The sequence below is a fragment of the Actinosynnema sp. NPDC059335 genome (assembly GCF_042752395.1).
Lineage (GTDB): Bacteria > Actinomycetota > Actinomycetes > Mycobacteriales > Pseudonocardiaceae > Actinosynnema.
This window is the reverse complement of record NZ_JBHYXZ010000042.1, coordinates 27,280-44,240: the sequence shown is the minus strand read 5'-3', so window position 1 is coordinate 44,240 and position 16,961 is coordinate 27,280. Positions and strand designations below refer to the sequence as shown.

Here is a 16,961-nt window from a genome sequence, read left to right as displayed (position 1 = left end):
GCGGTGCTCCGGTTGGGGTTACTCGCCCGTCGCCTTCGCGATGATCTCCTTCGCGACGTTCGCGGGAACCTCGGCGTAGGAGTCAAAGGTCATCGAGTAGTTCGCACGACCCTGGGTCTTGGACCGCAGGTCGCCGACATACCCGAACATCTCCGACAGCGGGACCAGCGCCTTGACGACGCGGGTGCCGCTGCGCTCCTCCATGGCCTGGATCTGGCCACGGCGGGAGTTCAAGTCGCCGATCACGTCGCCCATGTACTCCTCGGGCGTGGTGACCTCGACCGCCATCAACGGCTCGAGGATCGCCGGGCTGGCCTGCCGGGCGGCTTCCTTGAGCGCCATGGAGCCCGCGATCTTGAACGCCATCTCCGAGGAGTCGACCTCGTGGTAGGCGCCGTCGACCAGCGTCACCTTGACGCCCACCAGCGGGTAGCCCGCCAGCACGCCGTACTGCATCGCGTCCTGGGCGCCCGCGTCCACCGACGGGATGTACTCCCGGGGGATGCGACCACCGGTGACCGCGTTGACGAACTCGTAGAGAGCGCCGTCCTCGGTCTTCTCCAGCGGCTCCAGGTCGATGAGGACCTTCGCGAACTGGCCGGAGCCACCGGTCTGCTTCTTGTGGGTGTAGGAGTACTTCTCCACCTTGCGGCGGATGGTCTCCCGGTACGCCACCTGCGGCTTGCCGATGTTGGCCTCGACCTTGAACTCGCGGCGCATGCGGTCCACCAGGATGTCCAAGTGGAGCTCGCCCATGCCGGCGATGATGGTCTGGCCGGTCTCCTGGTCCAGGTTGACCCGGAACGTCGGGTCCTCCTCGGCCAGCTTCTGGATCGCGGTGCCCAGCTTCTCCTGGTCGGCCTTCGTCTTCGGCTCGATCGCCACCTGGATGACCGGCTCGGGGAAGGTCATGGACTCCAGCACGATGGGCGCCTGCGGGTCGCAGAGCGTCTCACCGGTGGTGGTGTCCTTCAGACCGATCACGGCGTAGATGTGACCGGCCACGGCCTCCTCGACCGGGTTCTCCTTGTTGGCGTGCATCTGGAAGATCTTCCCGATGCGCTCCTTGCGGTCCTTGGTCGAGTTGATGACCTGGGTGCCGGAGGCGACCTTGCCCGAGTAGACCCGGATGTAGGTCAGCTTGCCGAAGAACGGGTGCACGGCGATCTTGAAGGCCAGCGCGGAGAACGGCTCGGCGCTGTCGGCCTTGCGGAACGCCGGCGTCTCGCCGTCCTGGAGGGTGCCCTCGACCGGGGGCAGGTCCAGCGGGGACGGCAGGTAGTCGATCACCGCGTCGAGCATGGGCTGCACGCCCTTGTTCTTGAACGCGGAACCGCACAGCACCGGGTACGCGGAACCCTCGGACACGATCTTGCGGATGCCCGCCTTGATCTGCGCGACGGTCAGCTCCTCGCCGCCGAGGTACGCCTCCATGAGGGAGTCGTCGGTCTCGGCCACGGCCTCGATGAGCTGCTCGCGGTACTCCTGCGCCCGCTCGAGGAGGTCCGCGGGGATCTCCTCGACGGTGTAGTCCTCGCCCTTCTGGACCTCGCCGCGCCAGGTGAGCGCGCGCATCTCGACCAGGTCGACGACGCCGATGAAGTCGCTCTCGGCCCCGATCGGGATCTGGATCGGCAGCGGCTTCGCGCCCAGGCGCTCGGAGATGGTGCGGATGGTGAAGTAGAAGTCCGCGCCGAGCTTGTCCATCTTGTTGACGAAGCAGATGCGCGGGACGTCGTACTTGGTCGCCTGGCGCCAGACCTGCTCGGACTGGGGCTCGACGCCCTCCTTGCCGTCGAACACGGCAACGGCGCCGTCGAGGACGCGGAGGTTGCGCTCCACCTCGACGGTGAAGTCGACGTGGCCCGGCGTGTCGATCAGGTTGATCTGGTGGTTCTTCCAGAAGCAGGTCGTCGCGGCCGACGTGATCGTGATGCCGCGCTCCTGCTCCTGCTCCATCCAGTCCATGACCGCGGCGCCGTCGTGGACCTCGCCGATCTTGTAGCTGATCCCGGTGTAGAACAGGATCCGCTCGGTCGTCGTGGTCTTGCCCGCGTCGATGTGGGCCATGATCCCGATGTTGCGGACCTTGGCCAGGTCGGTGAGCACGTCCTGTGCCACGGGTGTCTTCCCCTGTCTTGAGCTAGCTGGTAGCAGGCTCACTAGGGCTGGGAGAGCCCCACCGGTCCTCGGGGAACCGGCGGGGCGTCACATCACCAGCGGTAGTGGGCGAAGGCCTTGTTCGACTCGGCCATCTTGTGCGTGTCCTCGCGGCGCTTGACGCTCGCGCCGAGGCCGTTGCTCGCGTCGAGCAGCTCGTTCATCAGGCGCTCGACCATGGTCTTCTCGCGGCGCTGCCGGGAGAAGGTGATCAGCCAGCGCAGCGCGAGCGTGGTCGAGCGGCCCGGCTTCACCTCGACCGGCACCTGGTAGGTGGCGCCACCGACGCGGCGGGACTTCACCTCGAGGGCGGGCTTGACGTTGTCCAGCGCGCGCTTGAGCGTGACGACCGGGTCCGTGCCGGTCTTCTCGCGGGCGCCTTCGAGGGCGCCGTACACGATCCGCTCGGCCACGGAGCGCTTGCCGTCGACCAGCACCTTGTTGATGAGCTGGGTCACCAGCGGAGAGCTGTAGACCGGGTCGGAGATCAGCGGCCGCTTCGGGGCCGGTCCCTTGCGGGGCATCAGCTCTTCTCCTTCTTCGCGCCGTACCGGCTGCGAGCCTGCTTGCGGTTCTTCACGCCCTGCGTGTCGAGGGAACCGCGGATGATCTTGTAGCGGACACCGGGGAGGTCCTTCACACGACCGCCGCGCACGAGCACCATCGAGTGCTCCTGGAGGTTGTGGCCCTCACCGGGGATGTAAGCCGTGACCTCGATGCCGCTCGTGAGCTTCACGCGGGCCACCTTGCGCAGCGCCGAGTTCGGCTTCTTGGGCGTGGTCGTGTAGACGCGGGTGCACACACCGCGCCGCTGCGGGCTGCCCTTGAGCGCCGCGGTCTTCTGCTTGGCGACCTTGTCCTGCCGGCCCTTGCGGACCAGCTGCTGGATCGTTGGCATACGCCGGCTGCTTCTTCCCTTTACGTGCCCGCCGCGTGGGCGACGAGCCCTGTTTACTTGGTCCCTCTCTGCACCCGAGGTCGGGCGTGTCGCGCCCTTCACTCCCAGGTCCGCAGGCAACATCCCAGGATGCCCCTACGCGTGGAGGTCACCGCGGCCGGCTTTCCAGCACCACTGGCGCGTAGGCACGCGGAGCGGCCCGACATGGGTCGGGCACGAGTACCAAAGATACCCCGGTCGGTTCCCAGGGGTCAAAACGGATGCCGCCCGCCCGGGGCGCCCGTCCACGGTCCAACGCCCCACCCCTCCCGCGCGTTCCCCGACCGGGTGGTGGCGGGCCGGACTCCGCGCAGGTCAGGGCCGGGGGACGGCCCGGTTCGGCATGCCGGCGCACCCGGCACACTGAACGGGTGAACTCCGACCTGGTCGCGGGCATGGCCGCGCTCGTGGACCCCGCCGCCGCGCCCGACGTGCTCGCGGTGCGCGGCGACGTGGTGGTGGTCCGGGTCGGCGACGTGGTGCTCAAGGCCCACGAGCGCGGGACGGACCCCGCCGGGCTGGCCGGGCGGCTGCGGCTGGCCGCCGACCCGCGGCTGGGCGGCCTCCTGCTGCCGCCGCTGCTGGGACCGGAGGTGGTGGCGGGTCGCCTGGTGACCGGGTGGCCGGTGGGGACGCCGGTGCCGCAGGGCGAGCCGGAGGACCTCCCGCTGGAGGCCGCCGGGCGGGCGCTGGCGGAGCTGCACCGGTTCACCGCCGCCGACTTCGCGCCGCCCGTGCCCGCGGCGGGCGCGTGGCCGCGGATGCGGCGCGCGGTGCGGGAACTGACCCTCGACACGCCGGCGGCCGACGTGGTGCGGCGGGCGTTCGCGACGCTGCCGGACCCGCCGGCGGGCTCGGTGCTGATCCACGGCGACTGGCACCTGGGCCAGCTCGTGCGGCGGGACGGCGGCTACCGGCTGATCGACGTGGACGACCTGGGCGCGGGCGACCCGGCGTGGGACCTGGCGCGCCCGGCCGCGCTGCACCTGGCGGGCGTGCTCGACCCGGTGGCGTGGGGCCGGCTGCTCGGGGCGTACCTCGACGCGGGCGGCACGGGCGTGCCGCGGGACGACCCGTGGTCGGCGCTGGAGGCGCCGGCGCGGGCGCTGGTGGTGCAGATGGCGGCACGTGCCCTGTCCGCTGCGGAGCGTGACGGCTCGGCGTTGGCGGACGCGCAGGAGGCGTTGTTGGACGCGTGTGCGCGCATCGTGGCCACCCACGCACCCATTCGACGTGGCTAATATCGGGCACATCGCGCAAAGAGCAGGAGGGCTCACACGATGCAGTGCCCCAAGTGTCACGGGAACATGCGCACGTTCGACCGGATGGGTGTGCACATCGAGCAGTGCGACGGCTGCCGCGGTGTCTTCCTCGACTACGGCGAGCTGGAGGCCATCACCCGGTTGGAGCAGCAGATGGCTCCCCCGCCCCCGCCGCCGGCCGCTCCCGCGCCGCAGGTGCACTACGTCCAGCAGCCGCCCCCGCCCGCCTGGGGCTACGGCGGCGGCCACTACGGCCACCGCAAGCACCGCGGTCTGGGCGGGCTGTTCTTCTCGTCCTGACCTCGCGCGGCGGCGGTCCCGGTGGTCCGGGGCCGCCGCCGCGGCCGTGAGCGGGTCAGCGGGCGGTCACGTAGCGCACCGGCGTGGGGATCGCCAGCCGACCGGTCGCCGGGTCGCGGTACCGCTCGGCCTCGGCCTCGATGTCGGCCGCCACCTCGGCCCGCCGCTCGGCGGGCACCCGCTCCCAGAACAGCCTCATGCCGTGCGTCCAGGTCCAGGCGACCAGCGCCCGCCCGGACGGCGCGGTGAGCGTCAGCGGCTCGTCCCGCACGTCGACCGACCGGAACCCGGCGGCCCTCAGGTCCGCCTCCACCCGCTCCGCGCCGCCGAACGCGTCGGACTGCGGGTAGACCCGGGTCCCCGACTCGTAGCGCCGCACCCACCGGGCGATGGACGCGAGGCCGAACACCCGCGGCTGCGGGACCAGCACCGTGGTCGGTGCGGACACGCACAGCCGACCGCCCGGCGCCAGCAGCTCGTGGAACCGGGCGAACGCCGCGCCGGTGTCGGGCAGCATGTGCACGCTCATGCTGCCGATCACCGCGTCGAAGGACCCGGGCGGGAAGTCCGGCTCCTGGCCGTCCATCCGCCGCACCTCCACCTGCCGCAGCCCGCGCGAGCGCGCCTCGTCCGCCGTGGCGGCGACCATGGCGCCGGACAGGTCGATGCCGACCGCCCGCCCCCGCTCGCCCACCGCCTCGGCCGCGGGGAACAGCGCGGCCCCGCGCCCGCACCCCACGTCGAGCACCCGCTCGCCCGCCCCGACGCCCGCCAGCTCCACCACGCGGCGGCCCACCGGGCGGAAGTAGTCGACCTCGGCCGGGTCGTAGGCCCCGGCGAGCGCGTCGAACGCGGCGCGCAGGACCGATCGCGCGTCGGACAAGTCCATCACCTCCGGGTGCCGGCGAGGGCGGGCACGAGGGCGGCCAGCGCGGCGACGCCCCGGTCGACGTCCTCGGGCGTGTTCACCACGCTGGGCGCGAAGCGGACCGCGCTGTCGCGGTAGGGGGTCTGCCCGGCCACCACGCGGGCGTCGAGGAGCCGTTCGACCACCTGGTCCGGCGGCGCCCCGGCCACGTCGAAGCAGACCATCCCCGCCGACAGCGCGGGGTCGGCCGGGGTGCGCACGGTCACGCCCGGCAGTTCCGACAGGCCGCGCAGGCAGCGGGCGGTCAGCTCGTGGGTCCGCGCGGCGACCGCGGCCCGGCCGATGCCGGCGTGGAACCCGAACGCCTCGGCCAGCGCCCACCGGTGCTCGAAGGCGGGGAACCCGCCGGGGGTGTGGAACCGGCCCGGCGGCGCCACGCCGTCCGGCGTCGAGCCCAGGTACCAGGGCCAGAACACCTCGACGTCGAACGAGGGGCTGATCGGGTCGACCGCGGCCCAGCCGCGCGGGCTGCCCCACAGCAGGCCCGTGCCGCGCGGGCCGAACAGCCACTTGTGGCAGCCGGCGGCGAAGAAGTCGCAGCCCAGGTCGCCGACCCGGAAGTCCTCGACGCCGAAGCCGTGCACCCCGTCCACGCAGACCAGCACCTCGCGGCCCGCCGCGCGGCCCCGGTTGACCTCGGCCACCACCTCGCCCAGCCGGGCCAGCGGCAGCTTCACCCCGGTGCCCGAGTGCACCCAGGTGAGCACCAGCAGGCGGGTCTCGTCGGAGATGCCGGCCCGCAGGTTGGCGACGACCTCCTCCTCGGTGACCCGCCGCGGGTCCCGGTAGAGCCGCAGCACCCGGTGGCGCGCCCCGGAGGCGGCCACCTTGAACCGGATCAGCTCCGAAGCCGCGTAGTGCTCGTGCGCGGTGCTGAGCACCTCCTCCCCCGGCCGGAGCCGGAAGCCGGTGAGCACGACGGCGAGGCCGGTGGTGGTGCTGTCGGTGAGCGCGATCGAGCCGGGGTCCGCGCCCACGTAGGCGCCCGCGCGGTCGAGCACCTCGCGCACCAGCTCGTCACGGCGGTGGAAGTACAGCGCCGGGTTGGCGTCCAGGCCCGCGCGGTGCCGCTCGATCGCCTCCCGCACCGGCCGCGGGTGCGAGGAGACCAACGACATCGACAGGTGCGCGTAGTCGGGGTCGAGCCGGAACTCGGCGCGCACCCCGTCCCAGGACGTCACGCCCGCTCACCGTCCACGCCCCACTTCAGGCGCTCCACCGGCGTCAGCTCGATCATCCGCGCGCCGCGCCGGATGGCGTCCTCGTCCAGCACCGCGACCGGGGCCGGGGTCGGGTCGGGCATCAGGCGGCGCTCGTGGGCCTCGGCGATCTGGTAGATGTCGAAGCCGTACTGGTTGCGCATGATCCGGTAGCCCAGCTCGTTCATCATGCAGTTGGTGCTGCACGACCCGGTGTTGCGCGGCACGGTCCAGCCCAGCGCCTCCAGGTCGGCGATCTTGCGCTCCAGTGGCGGCTTGGGCACGAACTCGTAGAACGGCACCATCACCGTGCGGGTGCGGAACGTGCGCAGCAGCCCGGCCGCCTCGGGCGCCTTGGCCTGGGCGTGGGCGCGCAGCAGGGAGACCATGTCCTCGACCGCGGCGTCCAGCGGCGGCAGCGCGCCGCCGGGCACGTAGGGCTTGCCGCGCATGTTGGTGCGGTTCTGGCCCTTCTGCGTGCCGATGAAGCACAGCGGGACGTCGTTCTCATGGCAGAACACCGAGGACTGCGCCACGATCGTGGAGAAGCAGGGCCAGCACGCCGGGCCGTACGACATCACCGCGCGCAGCAGGTGCGGGTCCTCCTCCTCGTGCACCGAGAAGCCGAGGCGGAACAGCGTGTTCATCGGGTTCTGCTCGGGGCGGGCGATGACCAGCTCCACCCCGAGCTTGTCGCACAGCGACTCGGCGTTGCGCACCGCCGCGGGCGACTGGTAGCCCTGGTCGAGCATCCAGGCCACCACGCGCAGGTCGTCGCGCCGGGCGAGCTGGGCGAGCATCCAGCTGGAGTCCTTGCCGCCGCTGAACAGCACGACCGCGTCGTGGCGGGACCCCGGTCGGCGCTGCGGCACGCTCTCCAGCAGCGCGGCGGGCGCGGCGTCCGCGGGCACGCCCAGCTCCCGGGTGACGGCCGCGGCGTCCCGGGGCCAGGCGGTGCTCTCCCGGTACACGCGCAGCAGCAGGTCGAGCTGGTCGGTGCGGTCCTCGTCCACCGCGCGGGCCGGCTCGGTCGAGGGCGCGGCGACCCCGGCGCAGTGCGCGCACAGCCGCGGGTCCGGCGAGACCGGGTCGCCCTCCACCTCCGCGACGTAGCGGTCGTAGGCCAGCGGCATCCCGCAGCGGCGGCACGTCGAGCTGTCGGGTTCGATCGGCATGGTGCTCTGCCTCCTTGTCACGTGGTGACGAATCGCGGTGCTTCCGCGGCGACGGTGGCCGGGTCGGCGGCCATCGGCCCGAAGACGTCGTCGTGCAGCCGGCGCAGCAGGACGGGGTCGCCCGGCGAGCGGCGGTCCACGAGGCCCTGCCGTTGCGCGTCGACCACGACGTCGCGGGTGGTGCGCAGCCCGTGGTGGTCGAGCACCGCGCGCACGGACGCGGGCAGGCGGTCGACGGGCAGCGGGCGGTCCGGGTCGGGGGCGGTGCGCGTGCGGCCGGTCGCGGCCAGCTCGCCGACGAGGTCGGCCAGGACCCCCATGGTGTGGTCGTAGGTCCCCCACGCGGGCAGCGCGATCTCCGGCCCGTCGGTCCGGTCCAGCACCTCCAGGCACTTCGCGGCCAGGTCGTCGGCGCGGACCCGCGCGAAGTCGTAGGGGCTGACGCCCGCCTCGACCGGCTCGACCTCGGCGAGCGCGCCGTTGTGCGACCCGATGAAGTAGGGGAAGCCGTCCCACCGGGGCACCACCACCGGCACCCCGCACGCCAGGGCCTCCAGCGGCGCCTTGCCGTAGGTCTCGAAGATGCTCGTGGCGCCGGACCAGTAGAGGTCGGCCGCGTTGTAGAGGTCGACGGTGGCGGCGCGGTCGAGGCGCTGGAACAGCACCGCGTCGGTCAGCCGGGGCGCGAGCCGGTTGTAGTAGGGCGGGTCGACGTGCGTCACGGACATCACGAGCAGCGCCTCCGGCCGCTCCCGGCGCACCAGGTGGTACGCCTCGATCAGCGCCCCGAGGCCCTTGTCATTCATGAAGCGGCCCGTGTAGAGCAGGACGCGCCGGTCCGCGGGCAGGCCGAGCGCGGCGCGGCTCGCCGCGCGGTCGCGCCGGCGGTAGACGTTCCGGATGCCGAACGTGCAGGTGTTGCGGGCCGGGATGCCGGTCAGCCGGCGGTAGGCGTTCGCGGCGTTGGTGGACCCGCAGATCACCAGGTCGCCGGGGTGCGGGTGCGCCGCGACGAGCAGGAAGTAGAACAGGATGTTCAGCGGGTAGGGGTTGGTGTGCGGGATCATCAGCGCCGGGCAGTGGTAGCCGTCCCGGCGCATGAAGTAGAGCAGCGGCAGGGAGTCGACGTACTCGGCGACCACCAGGTCGACCCGCGACAGGTCGCACTGCTCGGTGAGCGCCCGGTACTGCCGTTCGAAGAAGGCGAAGTCGTGCTGCTCGGTGGGCAGCTGCGCGATGCGGAACAGCAGGACCTTCTCGCCGTTCGCGCAGAACCTCTCCACGTCGTCCGGTGCGTCGGTCAGCGCCAGCACTGTGGTCACACGCGCTCCTGGTGGGTTGCGGTGGGGGTGCGGGGGTCGGCCGCGCCCCCCGGCGGCGCGGGCGCGGCCGGCGGGGTCAGACCCGGGGCAGGGTCTCGAAGTACCTCTGCTTGGAGCCGAGGTCGGGCCACCGCCGCCGGGCCTCCCGACCGGCCTCCACGACCCGCCGCACGCCCTCGCGGACGTCGATGCGGTGCTCGAAGCCCAGGACCTCGCGGGCCCTGGTGGTGTCGGCCAGCAGCCGCTCGGCGTAGATGGCGATGGGCACCGGCACGTACTCCGGCTCCAGCTCCACGCCCAGCTCCGCGCCGACCAGGGCCAGCGCCTCGGTGAAGGTCGTCTCGACCCCCGTGCCGACGTTGAACTCCTGGGTCTCCAGGTCCTTCTCCAGGGCGACCTGGAAGGCGTAGCCCGCGTCCTCGACGTAGATGAAGTCGCGGGTCTGGCTGCCGTCGCCCCACACCACCGGGCGCACGCCGTTGAGCGCGGCCCAGGCGAACAGCGAGATGACGTTGGCGTAGCCGCCCTTGCTGAACTCGTCGTGCCCGTACACGCTGAACGGCCGCAGGCCGATCGCCTTGATGCCGTACCGCTCCGAGTACTGGCGCGCGGCCTCCTCGTTCCACTTCTTCGACAGCGCCTTGAGGTCCGGCGGGTTGATCTCCATGCCCTCGACGTAGGGCACCGGGTTGCCCTCGTAGACGGCGCTGGTGCTGGCGTAGACCAGCTTCTCCACGTCGTTGCGGCGCACCGCCTCCAGGACGTTGAGGAAGCCGTGGGTGGTGACGTGGGCGCCGTCGACCGGGTCCTCCTCGTACATCAGGAACGACGACGGCGCGGCGAGGTGGATGACGGCGTCCTTGCCCTTGACCGCCTCGGCCACCAACCGGTAGTCGCGGGAGTCGCCCTCCAGCCAGTTCACCGATTGCTGGACGTCCGCCGGGAGAAAATCCTTGCCACCGATCTTGTAGTTGTCGAGCGAGGTGATCTCGTACCCGTCCTGCACCATCCTCCTGATCATGTTCCGACCGATGAAACCGGCGCCACCGGTAACCAGGACATGCTTCGCGGACATGATTCTCCCGTGTACGTGAGCGGAAACCGACAGGAACAGCTGGGACAAATTTCGGTCCGGCCGCCGATATTCAGGCGTAGGTGAGCAGCAGCACCCCGCCGGTCACCACGAGGGCGCCGACGAACCGGCGGACGAGTTCTTTCTCCTTCAAGAACAGCCAGGCGCCGAGCAGCGCCATGACGACGCTCAACTCCTTGGCCGGCGCGATCACGCTGACCGGCGCCAGCCGCAGGGCGAACAGCACGATCACGTAGGCGGTGGGCGCCAGGACGCCGACCAGCAGCACCTCACGCCGGTGGTGCGCCCACAGCCCGCGCAGCCGCGCCCGGTCGCGCAGCGCCACCGGCGCGAGCAGGAGCACCTCGAACACCGAAACGCCCCAGTAGAAGAGGAACGGCGAGATGTCCAGGTGGTCGACGGCCTGCTTGTCCCACAGCGTCGCCGCCGCGTTGGCCATGCCGATCAGGGCGCCGAACACGACGCCGTAGACCTTCGCCGTGCGCGTGGAGTCGCCGGTGGAGCGGTAGGCGCTGATGATCACCACGCCGGCCACCACCACCGCCACGCCGGCCAGGCCGAGCGGTCCGGGCCGCTCGCCCAGCAGCAGCACCGCCGCCGTCACCGAGAACAGCGGCGCCATCCCGCTGGACAGCGGGTAGATCACCGACAGGTCGGACTTGCCGTAGCCGAGCTGGAGCAGGACGTAGTAGGCGAGCTGGAAGAGCGCGCCGACCGCGGTCACCAGCAGCGCGCGCCCGAGGTCGACGCCGCCCTGCCCGGCCAGCGCCACCACGCCGATGGGCAGCACCAGCAGGCTGCCGACGACCTTGTAGAGCCACACGAAACCGGCGCCGCCGTCCGGGACGCGCTTCGCGCACACGTTCCAGCTCGCGTGCGCGACCGCCGCGACGGCCACCAGCAGAACCCCCAGGGGAACCAACGCAGTGCCTCCGGTTCTCGATCACCACCGGCGCGGACGACCCCGCGGCGGGGATGTGGCGCCGGGGCGGCGGGTGACCACCCCGGCGCAGCGGATCACCGGACGGCGACCAGCTCGTAGGCGCCCGCCGTCGCGCCGGCCCGCGGGGCCGGCCACTCCGTGCGGTCCGACATCCACTCGGTCCGGGCGGCCAGCCACTCGGTCCGGTCCGACATCCACTCCGTCCGGGTGGCCAACCACTCCGTCCGGTCCGACATCCACTCGGTGCGGACCGCGAGCCACTCGGTGCGGTCCGACAGCCAGGTCGTTTCCACTGTTCTCTCCTCGCGCTTCGACGTGAAACACCTGAAAAATGCGACGTGCCGAGGTGGAACACGCCCGGTGACACGTCGGCCGAAAATGCGGCGCAGTCGCGGATTGGAGCCGCTCCGGGCGCTGTGCGGCTCGACCGGCAGGCGGCCCGCAAAGTACGCCCTTTTGCTTTTTACCCCTCATCGCGGAGAGCCCTCAATAGTCCGACGGAGTGATTGCGGAACCGGGCTGATTCGTAATTCTACCAGCGCGGAAGAACCCCCGTACGGGCTATTGACCGACCCTGGGCCGCGCATCACCCGGGCGGCGGATTGCCGAGTGGCCACCGATTTCGCGTTAGATCGGGAAATACCGGCGGCGACCGCCGTGAATTCATCCGATTTCCCGTGCCGCCCTCGGAGAGGAGTCCGCGGTGCCCGACACCGTTCCCGGCCTCGACCTGGCCGACCAGCCCACGGGGTACGAGGCGCTCACGGCGTGGTGGGCGCACATGCGCGACCACGCGCCGGTGCGGCGTGACCGGGCGCTGGGCCACTGGCACGTGTTCCGCTACGCCGACGCCGTAACCGTGCTCACCGACCACGAGACCTGGTCTTCGGACCTGCGCTCCCTGGTGCGCCAGCCCGAGCAGTTCGCGATCGTGGCGCGCGGCGCGTTCAACGGCTTCGACCCTCCCGACCACCGCAGGCTGCGCGGCCTGGTGAGCAAGGCGTTCACCCCGAGGGTGGTGGCGGAACTGGAGCCGGTGGTCCGGCGCATCACCCGCGACCTGCTCGACGCGGCGCGCGGCGAACGGGAGGTCGAGCTGATCGACGCGCTGGCCTACCCCCTGCCGCTGGCCGTGATCGCGGAGCTGATGCGCGTGCCGCTGACCGACCGCGAGCGGTTCCGCCGGTGGGCGGACGCGTTGTTCTACCAGGGCCGCGGCGACGACCCGGTCATCGTGCCGACCGAGGAGATGCTGCTGTCGGTCGAGCCGCTGATCGGCGAGATGAACGCCTACTTCCTCGACGTGATCGCCGAACGGCGGCGTCGCCCCGGTGACGACCTGATCAGCGGGCTGGTGCTGGCCGAGGACGGGGGACAGCGCCTGGCCGACGAGGAGGTGCTGGGCGTCTGCGGCTTCCTGCTCGTCGCCGGGCACATCACCACCACGATGGTGCTGGGCAACGCCGTGCACCTGCTGGCCACGCGGCCCGACGCGGCCGCCGCGCTGCGCGCCGAGCCGGCCGCCATCCCGGCGGCCGTGGAGGAGGTGCTGCGCCTGCGCGGCCAACTGCCCGCCACCGCGCGCCGCGCCACCCGGGACGCCGAGCTGGGCGGGTTCCTGATCCCGGAGGGCGACGTGGTGCTGGTGTGGGTCGCCTCCGCCAACCTCGACGAACGCCGCTTCCCCGACGCCGACCGGTTCCGCCCGGACCGCAGCCCGAACCAGCACCTCGCCCTGGGCCGCGGCATCCACTTCTGCATCGGCGCGCCCCTGGCGCGGCTGGAGCAGCGGGTGGCGCTGGAGGAGCTGCTCGCCGCGTGGCGCGACTTCCGGCTCGGCGACGGCGTCGAGTTCGTCGACCCCCGCCAGGCGATCGGCCTGCGCCGCCTGCCGATCCGCCCGGTGTGGGCCGACCACCGACGGCCGCGCTGAGCGGCGGGCACGCGAGGGCCGGGCCGACCCGCGGGCGGGCTCAGCCAAGCCGACCGGTGGGCGGGCCGAGTCCGGCGCACCGACAGGCGGATCAGTCCGGCGCACCGACAGGCGGATGAACCGGCGCACCGACAGGTGGGCGAGCCCGGCGGGCGGCTGGGCGCGGCGACCGGCTATCCGGCAGGGCCGGGCGGCCGGCGGGCCGGCAGGGCCGGACTACCGGCGAGCCGGGCGGCCGGAAGACCGACAGGGCCGGCAGAGCCGGGCGGGTGGGCTCAGTCGGCGGTGAAGGCCAGCAGGTGCACGCCCTGCTCGGGCAGCAGCGGCACCGTGGTGGTCAGGCGGAGGCCGGCCGCCGCGCCCAGCGCCCGGAACTCCGCCTCGTCCCGCTCCCGCGCGCCCATCAGCAGCAGCATCGCCATGTCCCGCCGGCTGACCGCCGCCCGCGCGGCCCGGTCGCCCCCGCCGTCGATCACGCGCTCGGCCAGCAGCACCACGCCGCCCGGTCCCGCGGCCTCGGCGCAGCGCCGCAGGATGCGCTCGCCGTCGGCGTCGGCCCAGTCGTGGATGATGTTGGACAGCAGGTAGGCGTCCCCGCCCGGCGGCAGCGGGTCGAAGAAGCTGCCGCCCACCACCTCGGCCCGGTCGCCCACGCCCGAGGCGTCGAGCGCGGCCCGCGCCCGCGCGGCGGTGCCCGGCAGGTCCACCAGCACCCCGCGCAGGTGCGGGTGGTGGCGCAGCACCTCGGCGAGCACCAGGCCGGTGCCGCCGCCGACGTCGACCAGCCTCGTCACCCCCGACCAGTCCCACCGCCGCGCCACCGCCGGCCCGAAGACGGCCGCGTGCACGGCCATGACCTCGTCGAACGCCTTGGCGAACTCGGCGTCGGCGGCCAGGTCGTCCCAGAACGGGCGGCCGAACACCGACGGCCACGCGCTCGCGCCCGTGCGCACCGACTCCAGCAGGCCCGGCACGGCGCGGTCGGTCCGCTCGGCCCAGGGGTTCGCCTGGTCGAGGAACCGCGCCAGCTGGGCCGGGTGGTCCCCGCACAGCACGCGCCCGCGCGCGGTCAGCCCCACCCGGTCCGGCCCCTCCCGGGTGAACAGCCCCAGGTCCACCAGGTGCCGCAGCACGCGGCGCAGCGCGTCCGGGTCGGTGCCCGACCGCGCGGCCAGCTCGGCGACCCCGGCGCAGCCCCCGGCGACCAGATCCGGCAGCCGGTAGGTGACGGCCAACCGCACGACCCACGGCGTGAACAGCGTGGACATCGCCGCGACCTCGGCCACCGCCTCCGCGTCGTCGCTCATCCCGAGACCAACTCCCCCACCATCGCGGAACACCTCGCTCCCGAACGTAATCGCGGGCGAACGCCGATCGCCGCCACCGAACGAGGGACATCGCCCAGGCCGGAGATGAGCACACCTCTTTTACTCCGCGTAATGATCTGGTTACCTGGGGGTGCAGGGGGGTGGACGTCGTGGGGGAAGCCGGGGACAGGCGTGGGCGCACGCCGTTCGCCGCCGAGCTGGAACGGCACCTGGTCCGCCGGGGCCTGTCCTGGCGCAAGTTCGCGGACCTGGCCGGCTACACCCCCGGCTGGCTCAGCAAGATCAAGAACGGCACGCCGCCGTCGCCGGAGTTCGCCCGGCGCTGCGACGAGCTGCTGGAGGCCCACGGCACGCTGCTCGCCCTGGCCGGCAACAGCCGCCCCAGGCCCGCCGAGCTGCCGGCGGCCATCGCCGGGTTCATCGGCCGGGGCGAGCACCTGGCCGCGCTCGACGCGATGCTGACCAAGCCGCAGCTCCGCGGCGCGTCCCGGGTCGCGGTGATCGAGGGCGCGCCGGGGGTCGGCAAGACCGCGCTGGCCCTGCGCTGGGCGCACGACGTGTCGCCCCGGTTCCCCGACGGCCAGCTGTTCGTGGACCTGCGCGGCTTCTCCCCGCACCGCTCCCCGACCCCGCCCGAGGACGCGCTGGAGGAGCTGCTGCTCGCCCTCGGCTCGTCGTCGGCGGACGTGGCCGGGCTCGACCTCGACCGCCGCGCCGCGCTGCTGCGGTCGCTGCTCGCCGACCGGCAGGTGCTCCTGGTGCTCGACAACGCGGCCGACTCCGAACAGGTGCGGCCGCTGCTGCCCGGCTCCGGGTCGTGCTTCGCGGTGGTCACCAGCCGGCGCGCGCTGCCGGGACTGACGCTGCGCACCCACGGCGGCCGGCTGGACGTGGGCCGGCTGACCGACGCCGAGTCGGTGGACCTGCTGCGCGACGCGCTCGGGGAGGCGCGGCTGGCCGAGGACCAGGCCGCGCCGATGGAGCTGGTGCGGCGGTGCGGACACCTGCCGCTCGCGCTGCGCATCGCCGCCGAGCACCTGCTCACCAACCCGCTGCGGTCGGTGCGCGACCTGGTGGCCGACCTGACCGAGGAGAGCAGCAGGCTCGACATGCTCAGCCTGGACGACGAGGTGGCCGTGCGCACGGTGTTCTCGTGGTCCTACCGCCGCCTGTCCGCCGACGAGCGCCGGGCGCTGAGGCTGGTCGGCGCGCTGCCGCCCGAGGAGATCACCACCGCGGCGGTCGCGGTCGCGTCCGCGATGCCCTACGAGCGGACCCAGCAGTTGCTGAACTCCCTGGTCTCCGCGCACATGCTGGAGCACCTGGGCGGCGACCGGTTCCGCCTGCACGAGCTGCTGCGGCTGTTCGCGGTCGAGCGGGTGGCCGAGGAGGACGAGCACGCCCGCGTGGCCGCGGCGCTGGCCCGGCTCGACCGGTGGTCGGCCCTGGACCGGCTGCCCACCAGCTGCTGACCCCCGGCCGCAGGCGTTTACCGGAACAGTCAACCGGTCAACACTGCCCACGCGGCGCGGCGGTGAGCAGGGTTGTTCCCATGCGGCAAACGACCCATGTTCCCACCCCTCCCCGTGCGGTGATCCTCACCGCGGGGCGCAGCGCCGCGTTGGGACCGGCCACGGCGGACCGCCCGGTGAGCCTGGTCGAAGTCGGCGGCGACACCCTCATCCGCAGGCAGAAGGACGCGCTGCGCCGCGCGGGCGTGTGGCGGATCGCCGCCGTCGCCGGCTGGCGCACCGACGGCTTCCACGGCACCGACCTGACCCTGTTCGAGAACCCTCTCTGGGCGGACACCACGTCGCTCGACTCGCTGGCCGTGGCCGACGACTGGCTGCGCCGCGCGCCGGTCGTGGTGCACTTCGGCAACGTGGTGGTCTCACCCGAGACCATCCGCCGGCTGTGCGCGGCCCCCGGTCCCCTGGCCGTCGTCTACGCGCCCCTGCCGAGACCCGGCCGCACCGCCGACCCCGTCCGGCTGGACCTCGGCGGGCGGTACGTGACCTGGATGGGCCACACCGCCCACCCCGGCCGGGGCCGGTGGCTGAGGCTGGTGAAGACCACGCCCGCCGCGTGGGCGGTGCTGCGGCACCTGCGGGAGGCGGGCCGCGACCGGCGGCCGGGCGTGGGCGAGGCGCTGGCGGAACTCGTGCGGCAACGGCTGATGCCGGTCACCGCCGTGCGGTCCGCGGGCCCCTGGCACCCGTTCGACACGCCGACCGACCTGGTCGCGGGCGCCGCCGTGGTGGACCGGCTGGACCGCGCGCGAGCCCGCTGACCGGTCCGGGCGGCCTGCTCGCGGGGCGCGAGCCCGCTGACGGGTCCCGACAAGCCGGAAGGCCCCGGGAGCGGTGTGCTCCCGGGGCCTT

16 protein-coding genes are annotated in these 16,961 nt (G+C 73.0%); 5 read left to right on the top strand and 11 right to left on the bottom strand.

Annotated elements, in window-relative coordinates:
• Positions 1-18: 18 nt before the first annotated feature.
• From fusA to rpsL, 3 genes are all read right to left on the bottom strand, one after another.
• Positions 19-2,121: an elongation factor G gene (gene fusA, locus ACFXGA_RS15770; RefSeq protein WP_378088343.1), complete on the bottom strand. Its 2,103-nt coding sequence runs from the start codon at positions 2,119-2,121 to the stop codon at positions 19-21.
• Positions 2,122-2,213: 92 nt separating this feature from the next.
• Entirely contained in the window at positions 2,214-2,684 is a 471-nt protein-coding gene (gene rpsG / locus ACFXGA_RS15765) for a 30S ribosomal protein S7 (RefSeq protein WP_189224137.1), read from the bottom strand.
• On the bottom strand, positions 2,684-3,058 hold the full coding sequence (rpsL, locus tag ACFXGA_RS15760; protein WP_030473471.1) for a 30S ribosomal protein S12: 375 nt from the start codon (positions 3,056-3,058) through the stop codon (positions 2,684-2,686). Before rpsL ends, rpsG begins: the two co-directional genes overlap by 1 nt.
• Positions 3,059-3,468: 410 nt before the next feature.
• Here rpsL and ACFXGA_RS15755 point away from each other — a divergent pair, with 410 nt between their 5' ends.
• Both ACFXGA_RS15755 and ACFXGA_RS15750 read left to right on the top strand, forming a co-directional pair.
• The gene (locus tag ACFXGA_RS15755) at positions 3,469-4,338 is read left to right on the top strand and encodes a phosphotransferase family protein (RefSeq protein ID WP_378088340.1); all 870 of its coding nucleotides are present in this window, start codon (positions 3,469-3,471) and stop codon (positions 4,336-4,338) included.
• 39 nt (positions 4,339-4,377) lie between these two features.
• Positions 4,378-4,659, top strand: coding sequence for a zf-TFIIB domain-containing protein (locus tag ACFXGA_RS15750; RefSeq protein ID WP_378088338.1), 282 nt, complete (start codon positions 4,378-4,380; stop codon positions 4,657-4,659).
• Between the two features lie 55 nt (positions 4,660-4,714).
• Here ACFXGA_RS15750 and ACFXGA_RS15745 read toward each other — a convergent pair whose 3' ends face one another.
• From ACFXGA_RS15745 to ACFXGA_RS15715, 7 genes are all read right to left on the bottom strand, one after another.
• Positions 4,715-5,542, bottom strand: coding sequence for a class I SAM-dependent methyltransferase (locus ACFXGA_RS15745; RefSeq protein ID WP_378088336.1), 828 nt, complete (start codon positions 5,540-5,542; stop codon positions 4,715-4,717).
• A gap of 5 nt (positions 5,543-5,547) precedes the next feature.
• A complete protein-coding gene (locus ACFXGA_RS15740) occupies positions 5,548-6,768 on the bottom strand; it encodes an aminotransferase class V-fold PLP-dependent enzyme (protein ID WP_378088335.1) in 1,221 nt (406 codons plus the stop codon).
• Positions 6,765-7,961 carry a hypothetical protein gene (locus tag ACFXGA_RS15735; RefSeq protein WP_378088333.1) on the bottom strand — a complete coding sequence of 399 codons (1,197 nt, stop codon included), beginning with the start codon at positions 7,959-7,961 and terminating at the stop codon, positions 6,765-6,767. Before ACFXGA_RS15735 ends, ACFXGA_RS15740 begins: the two co-directional genes overlap by 4 nt.
• 17 nt (positions 7,962-7,978) lie before the next feature.
• Positions 7,979-9,283 (bottom strand): glycosyltransferase family 4 protein, encoded by a 1,305-nt coding sequence (locus tag ACFXGA_RS15730; RefSeq protein ID WP_378088331.1) that lies wholly within the window; start codon positions 9,281-9,283, stop codon positions 7,979-7,981.
• 76 nt (positions 9,284-9,359) lie between these two features.
• Positions 9,360-10,358, bottom strand: a complete 999-nt coding sequence (locus ACFXGA_RS15725) for an NAD-dependent epimerase/dehydratase family protein (protein ID WP_378088329.1) — start codon at positions 10,356-10,358, stop codon at positions 9,360-9,362.
• Positions 10,359-10,428: 70 nt separating this feature from the next.
• Positions 10,429-11,298 carry an EamA family transporter gene (locus ACFXGA_RS15720; RefSeq protein WP_378088327.1) on the bottom strand — a complete coding sequence of 290 codons (870 nt, stop codon included), beginning with the start codon at positions 11,296-11,298 and terminating at the stop codon, positions 10,429-10,431.
• Positions 11,299-11,393: 95 nt separating this feature from the next.
• On the bottom strand, positions 11,394-11,612 hold the full coding sequence (locus ACFXGA_RS15715; RefSeq protein WP_378088325.1) for a hypothetical protein: 219 nt from the start codon (positions 11,610-11,612) through the stop codon (positions 11,394-11,396).
• Between the two features lie 410 nt (positions 11,613-12,022).
• Between ACFXGA_RS15715 and ACFXGA_RS15710 the strand changes: the two genes are divergently transcribed.
• Entirely contained in the window at positions 12,023-13,252 is a 1,230-nt protein-coding gene (locus ACFXGA_RS15710) for a cytochrome P450 (RefSeq protein WP_378088323.1), read from the top strand.
• Positions 13,253-13,527: 275 nt separating this feature from the next.
• Here the strand turns inward: ACFXGA_RS15710 and ACFXGA_RS15705 are convergent, their stop codons facing one another.
• On the bottom strand, positions 13,528-14,559 hold the full coding sequence (locus ACFXGA_RS15705) for a methyltransferase (RefSeq protein ID WP_378088321.1): 1,032 nt from the start codon (positions 14,557-14,559) through the stop codon (positions 13,528-13,530).
• Between the two features lie 161 nt (positions 14,560-14,720).
• On the opposite strand from ACFXGA_RS15705, the gene ACFXGA_RS15700 reads away from it, so the two are divergent.
• Together ACFXGA_RS15700 and ACFXGA_RS15695 are read left to right on the top strand one after the other, a co-directional pair.
• Positions 14,721-16,052, top strand: coding sequence for a helix-turn-helix domain-containing protein (locus tag ACFXGA_RS15700; protein ID WP_378088319.1), 1,332 nt, complete (start codon positions 14,721-14,723; stop codon positions 16,050-16,052).
• Positions 16,053-16,132: 80 nt separating this feature from the next.
• On the top strand, positions 16,133-16,870 hold the full coding sequence (locus tag ACFXGA_RS15695) for an NTP transferase domain-containing protein (protein WP_378088317.1): 738 nt from the start codon (positions 16,133-16,135) through the stop codon (positions 16,868-16,870).
• Positions 16,871-16,961: the final 91 nt, after the last annotated feature.

Excerpts from the sequence above, each read along its gene's own strand:
- ACFXGA_RS15735 (WP_378088333.1), bottom strand. The coding sequence starts at position 7,961 with ATGCCGATCGAACCCGACAGCTCGACGTGCCGCCGCTGCGGGATGCCG.
- ACFXGA_RS15705 (WP_378088321.1), bottom strand. The coding sequence starts at position 14,559 with ATGAGCGACGACGCGGAGGCGGTGGCCGAGGTCGCGGCGATGTCCACG.
- ACFXGA_RS15725 (WP_378088329.1), bottom strand. The coding sequence starts at position 10,358 with ATGTCCGCGAAGCATGTCCTGGTTACCGGTGGCGCCGGTTTCATCGGT.
- ACFXGA_RS15695 (WP_378088317.1), top strand. The coding sequence starts at position 16,133 with ATGCGGCAAACGACCCATGTTCCCACCCCTCCCCGTGCGGTGATCCTC.
- rpsG (WP_189224137.1), bottom strand. The coding sequence starts at position 2,684 with ATGCCCCGCAAGGGACCGGCCCCGAAGCGGCCGCTGATCTCCGACCCG.
- ACFXGA_RS15750 (WP_378088338.1), top strand. The coding sequence starts at position 4,378 with ATGCAGTGCCCCAAGTGTCACGGGAACATGCGCACGTTCGACCGGATG.
- rpsL (WP_030473471.1), bottom strand. The coding sequence starts at position 3,058 with ATGCCAACGATCCAGCAGCTGGTCCGCAAGGGCCGGCAGGACAAGGTC.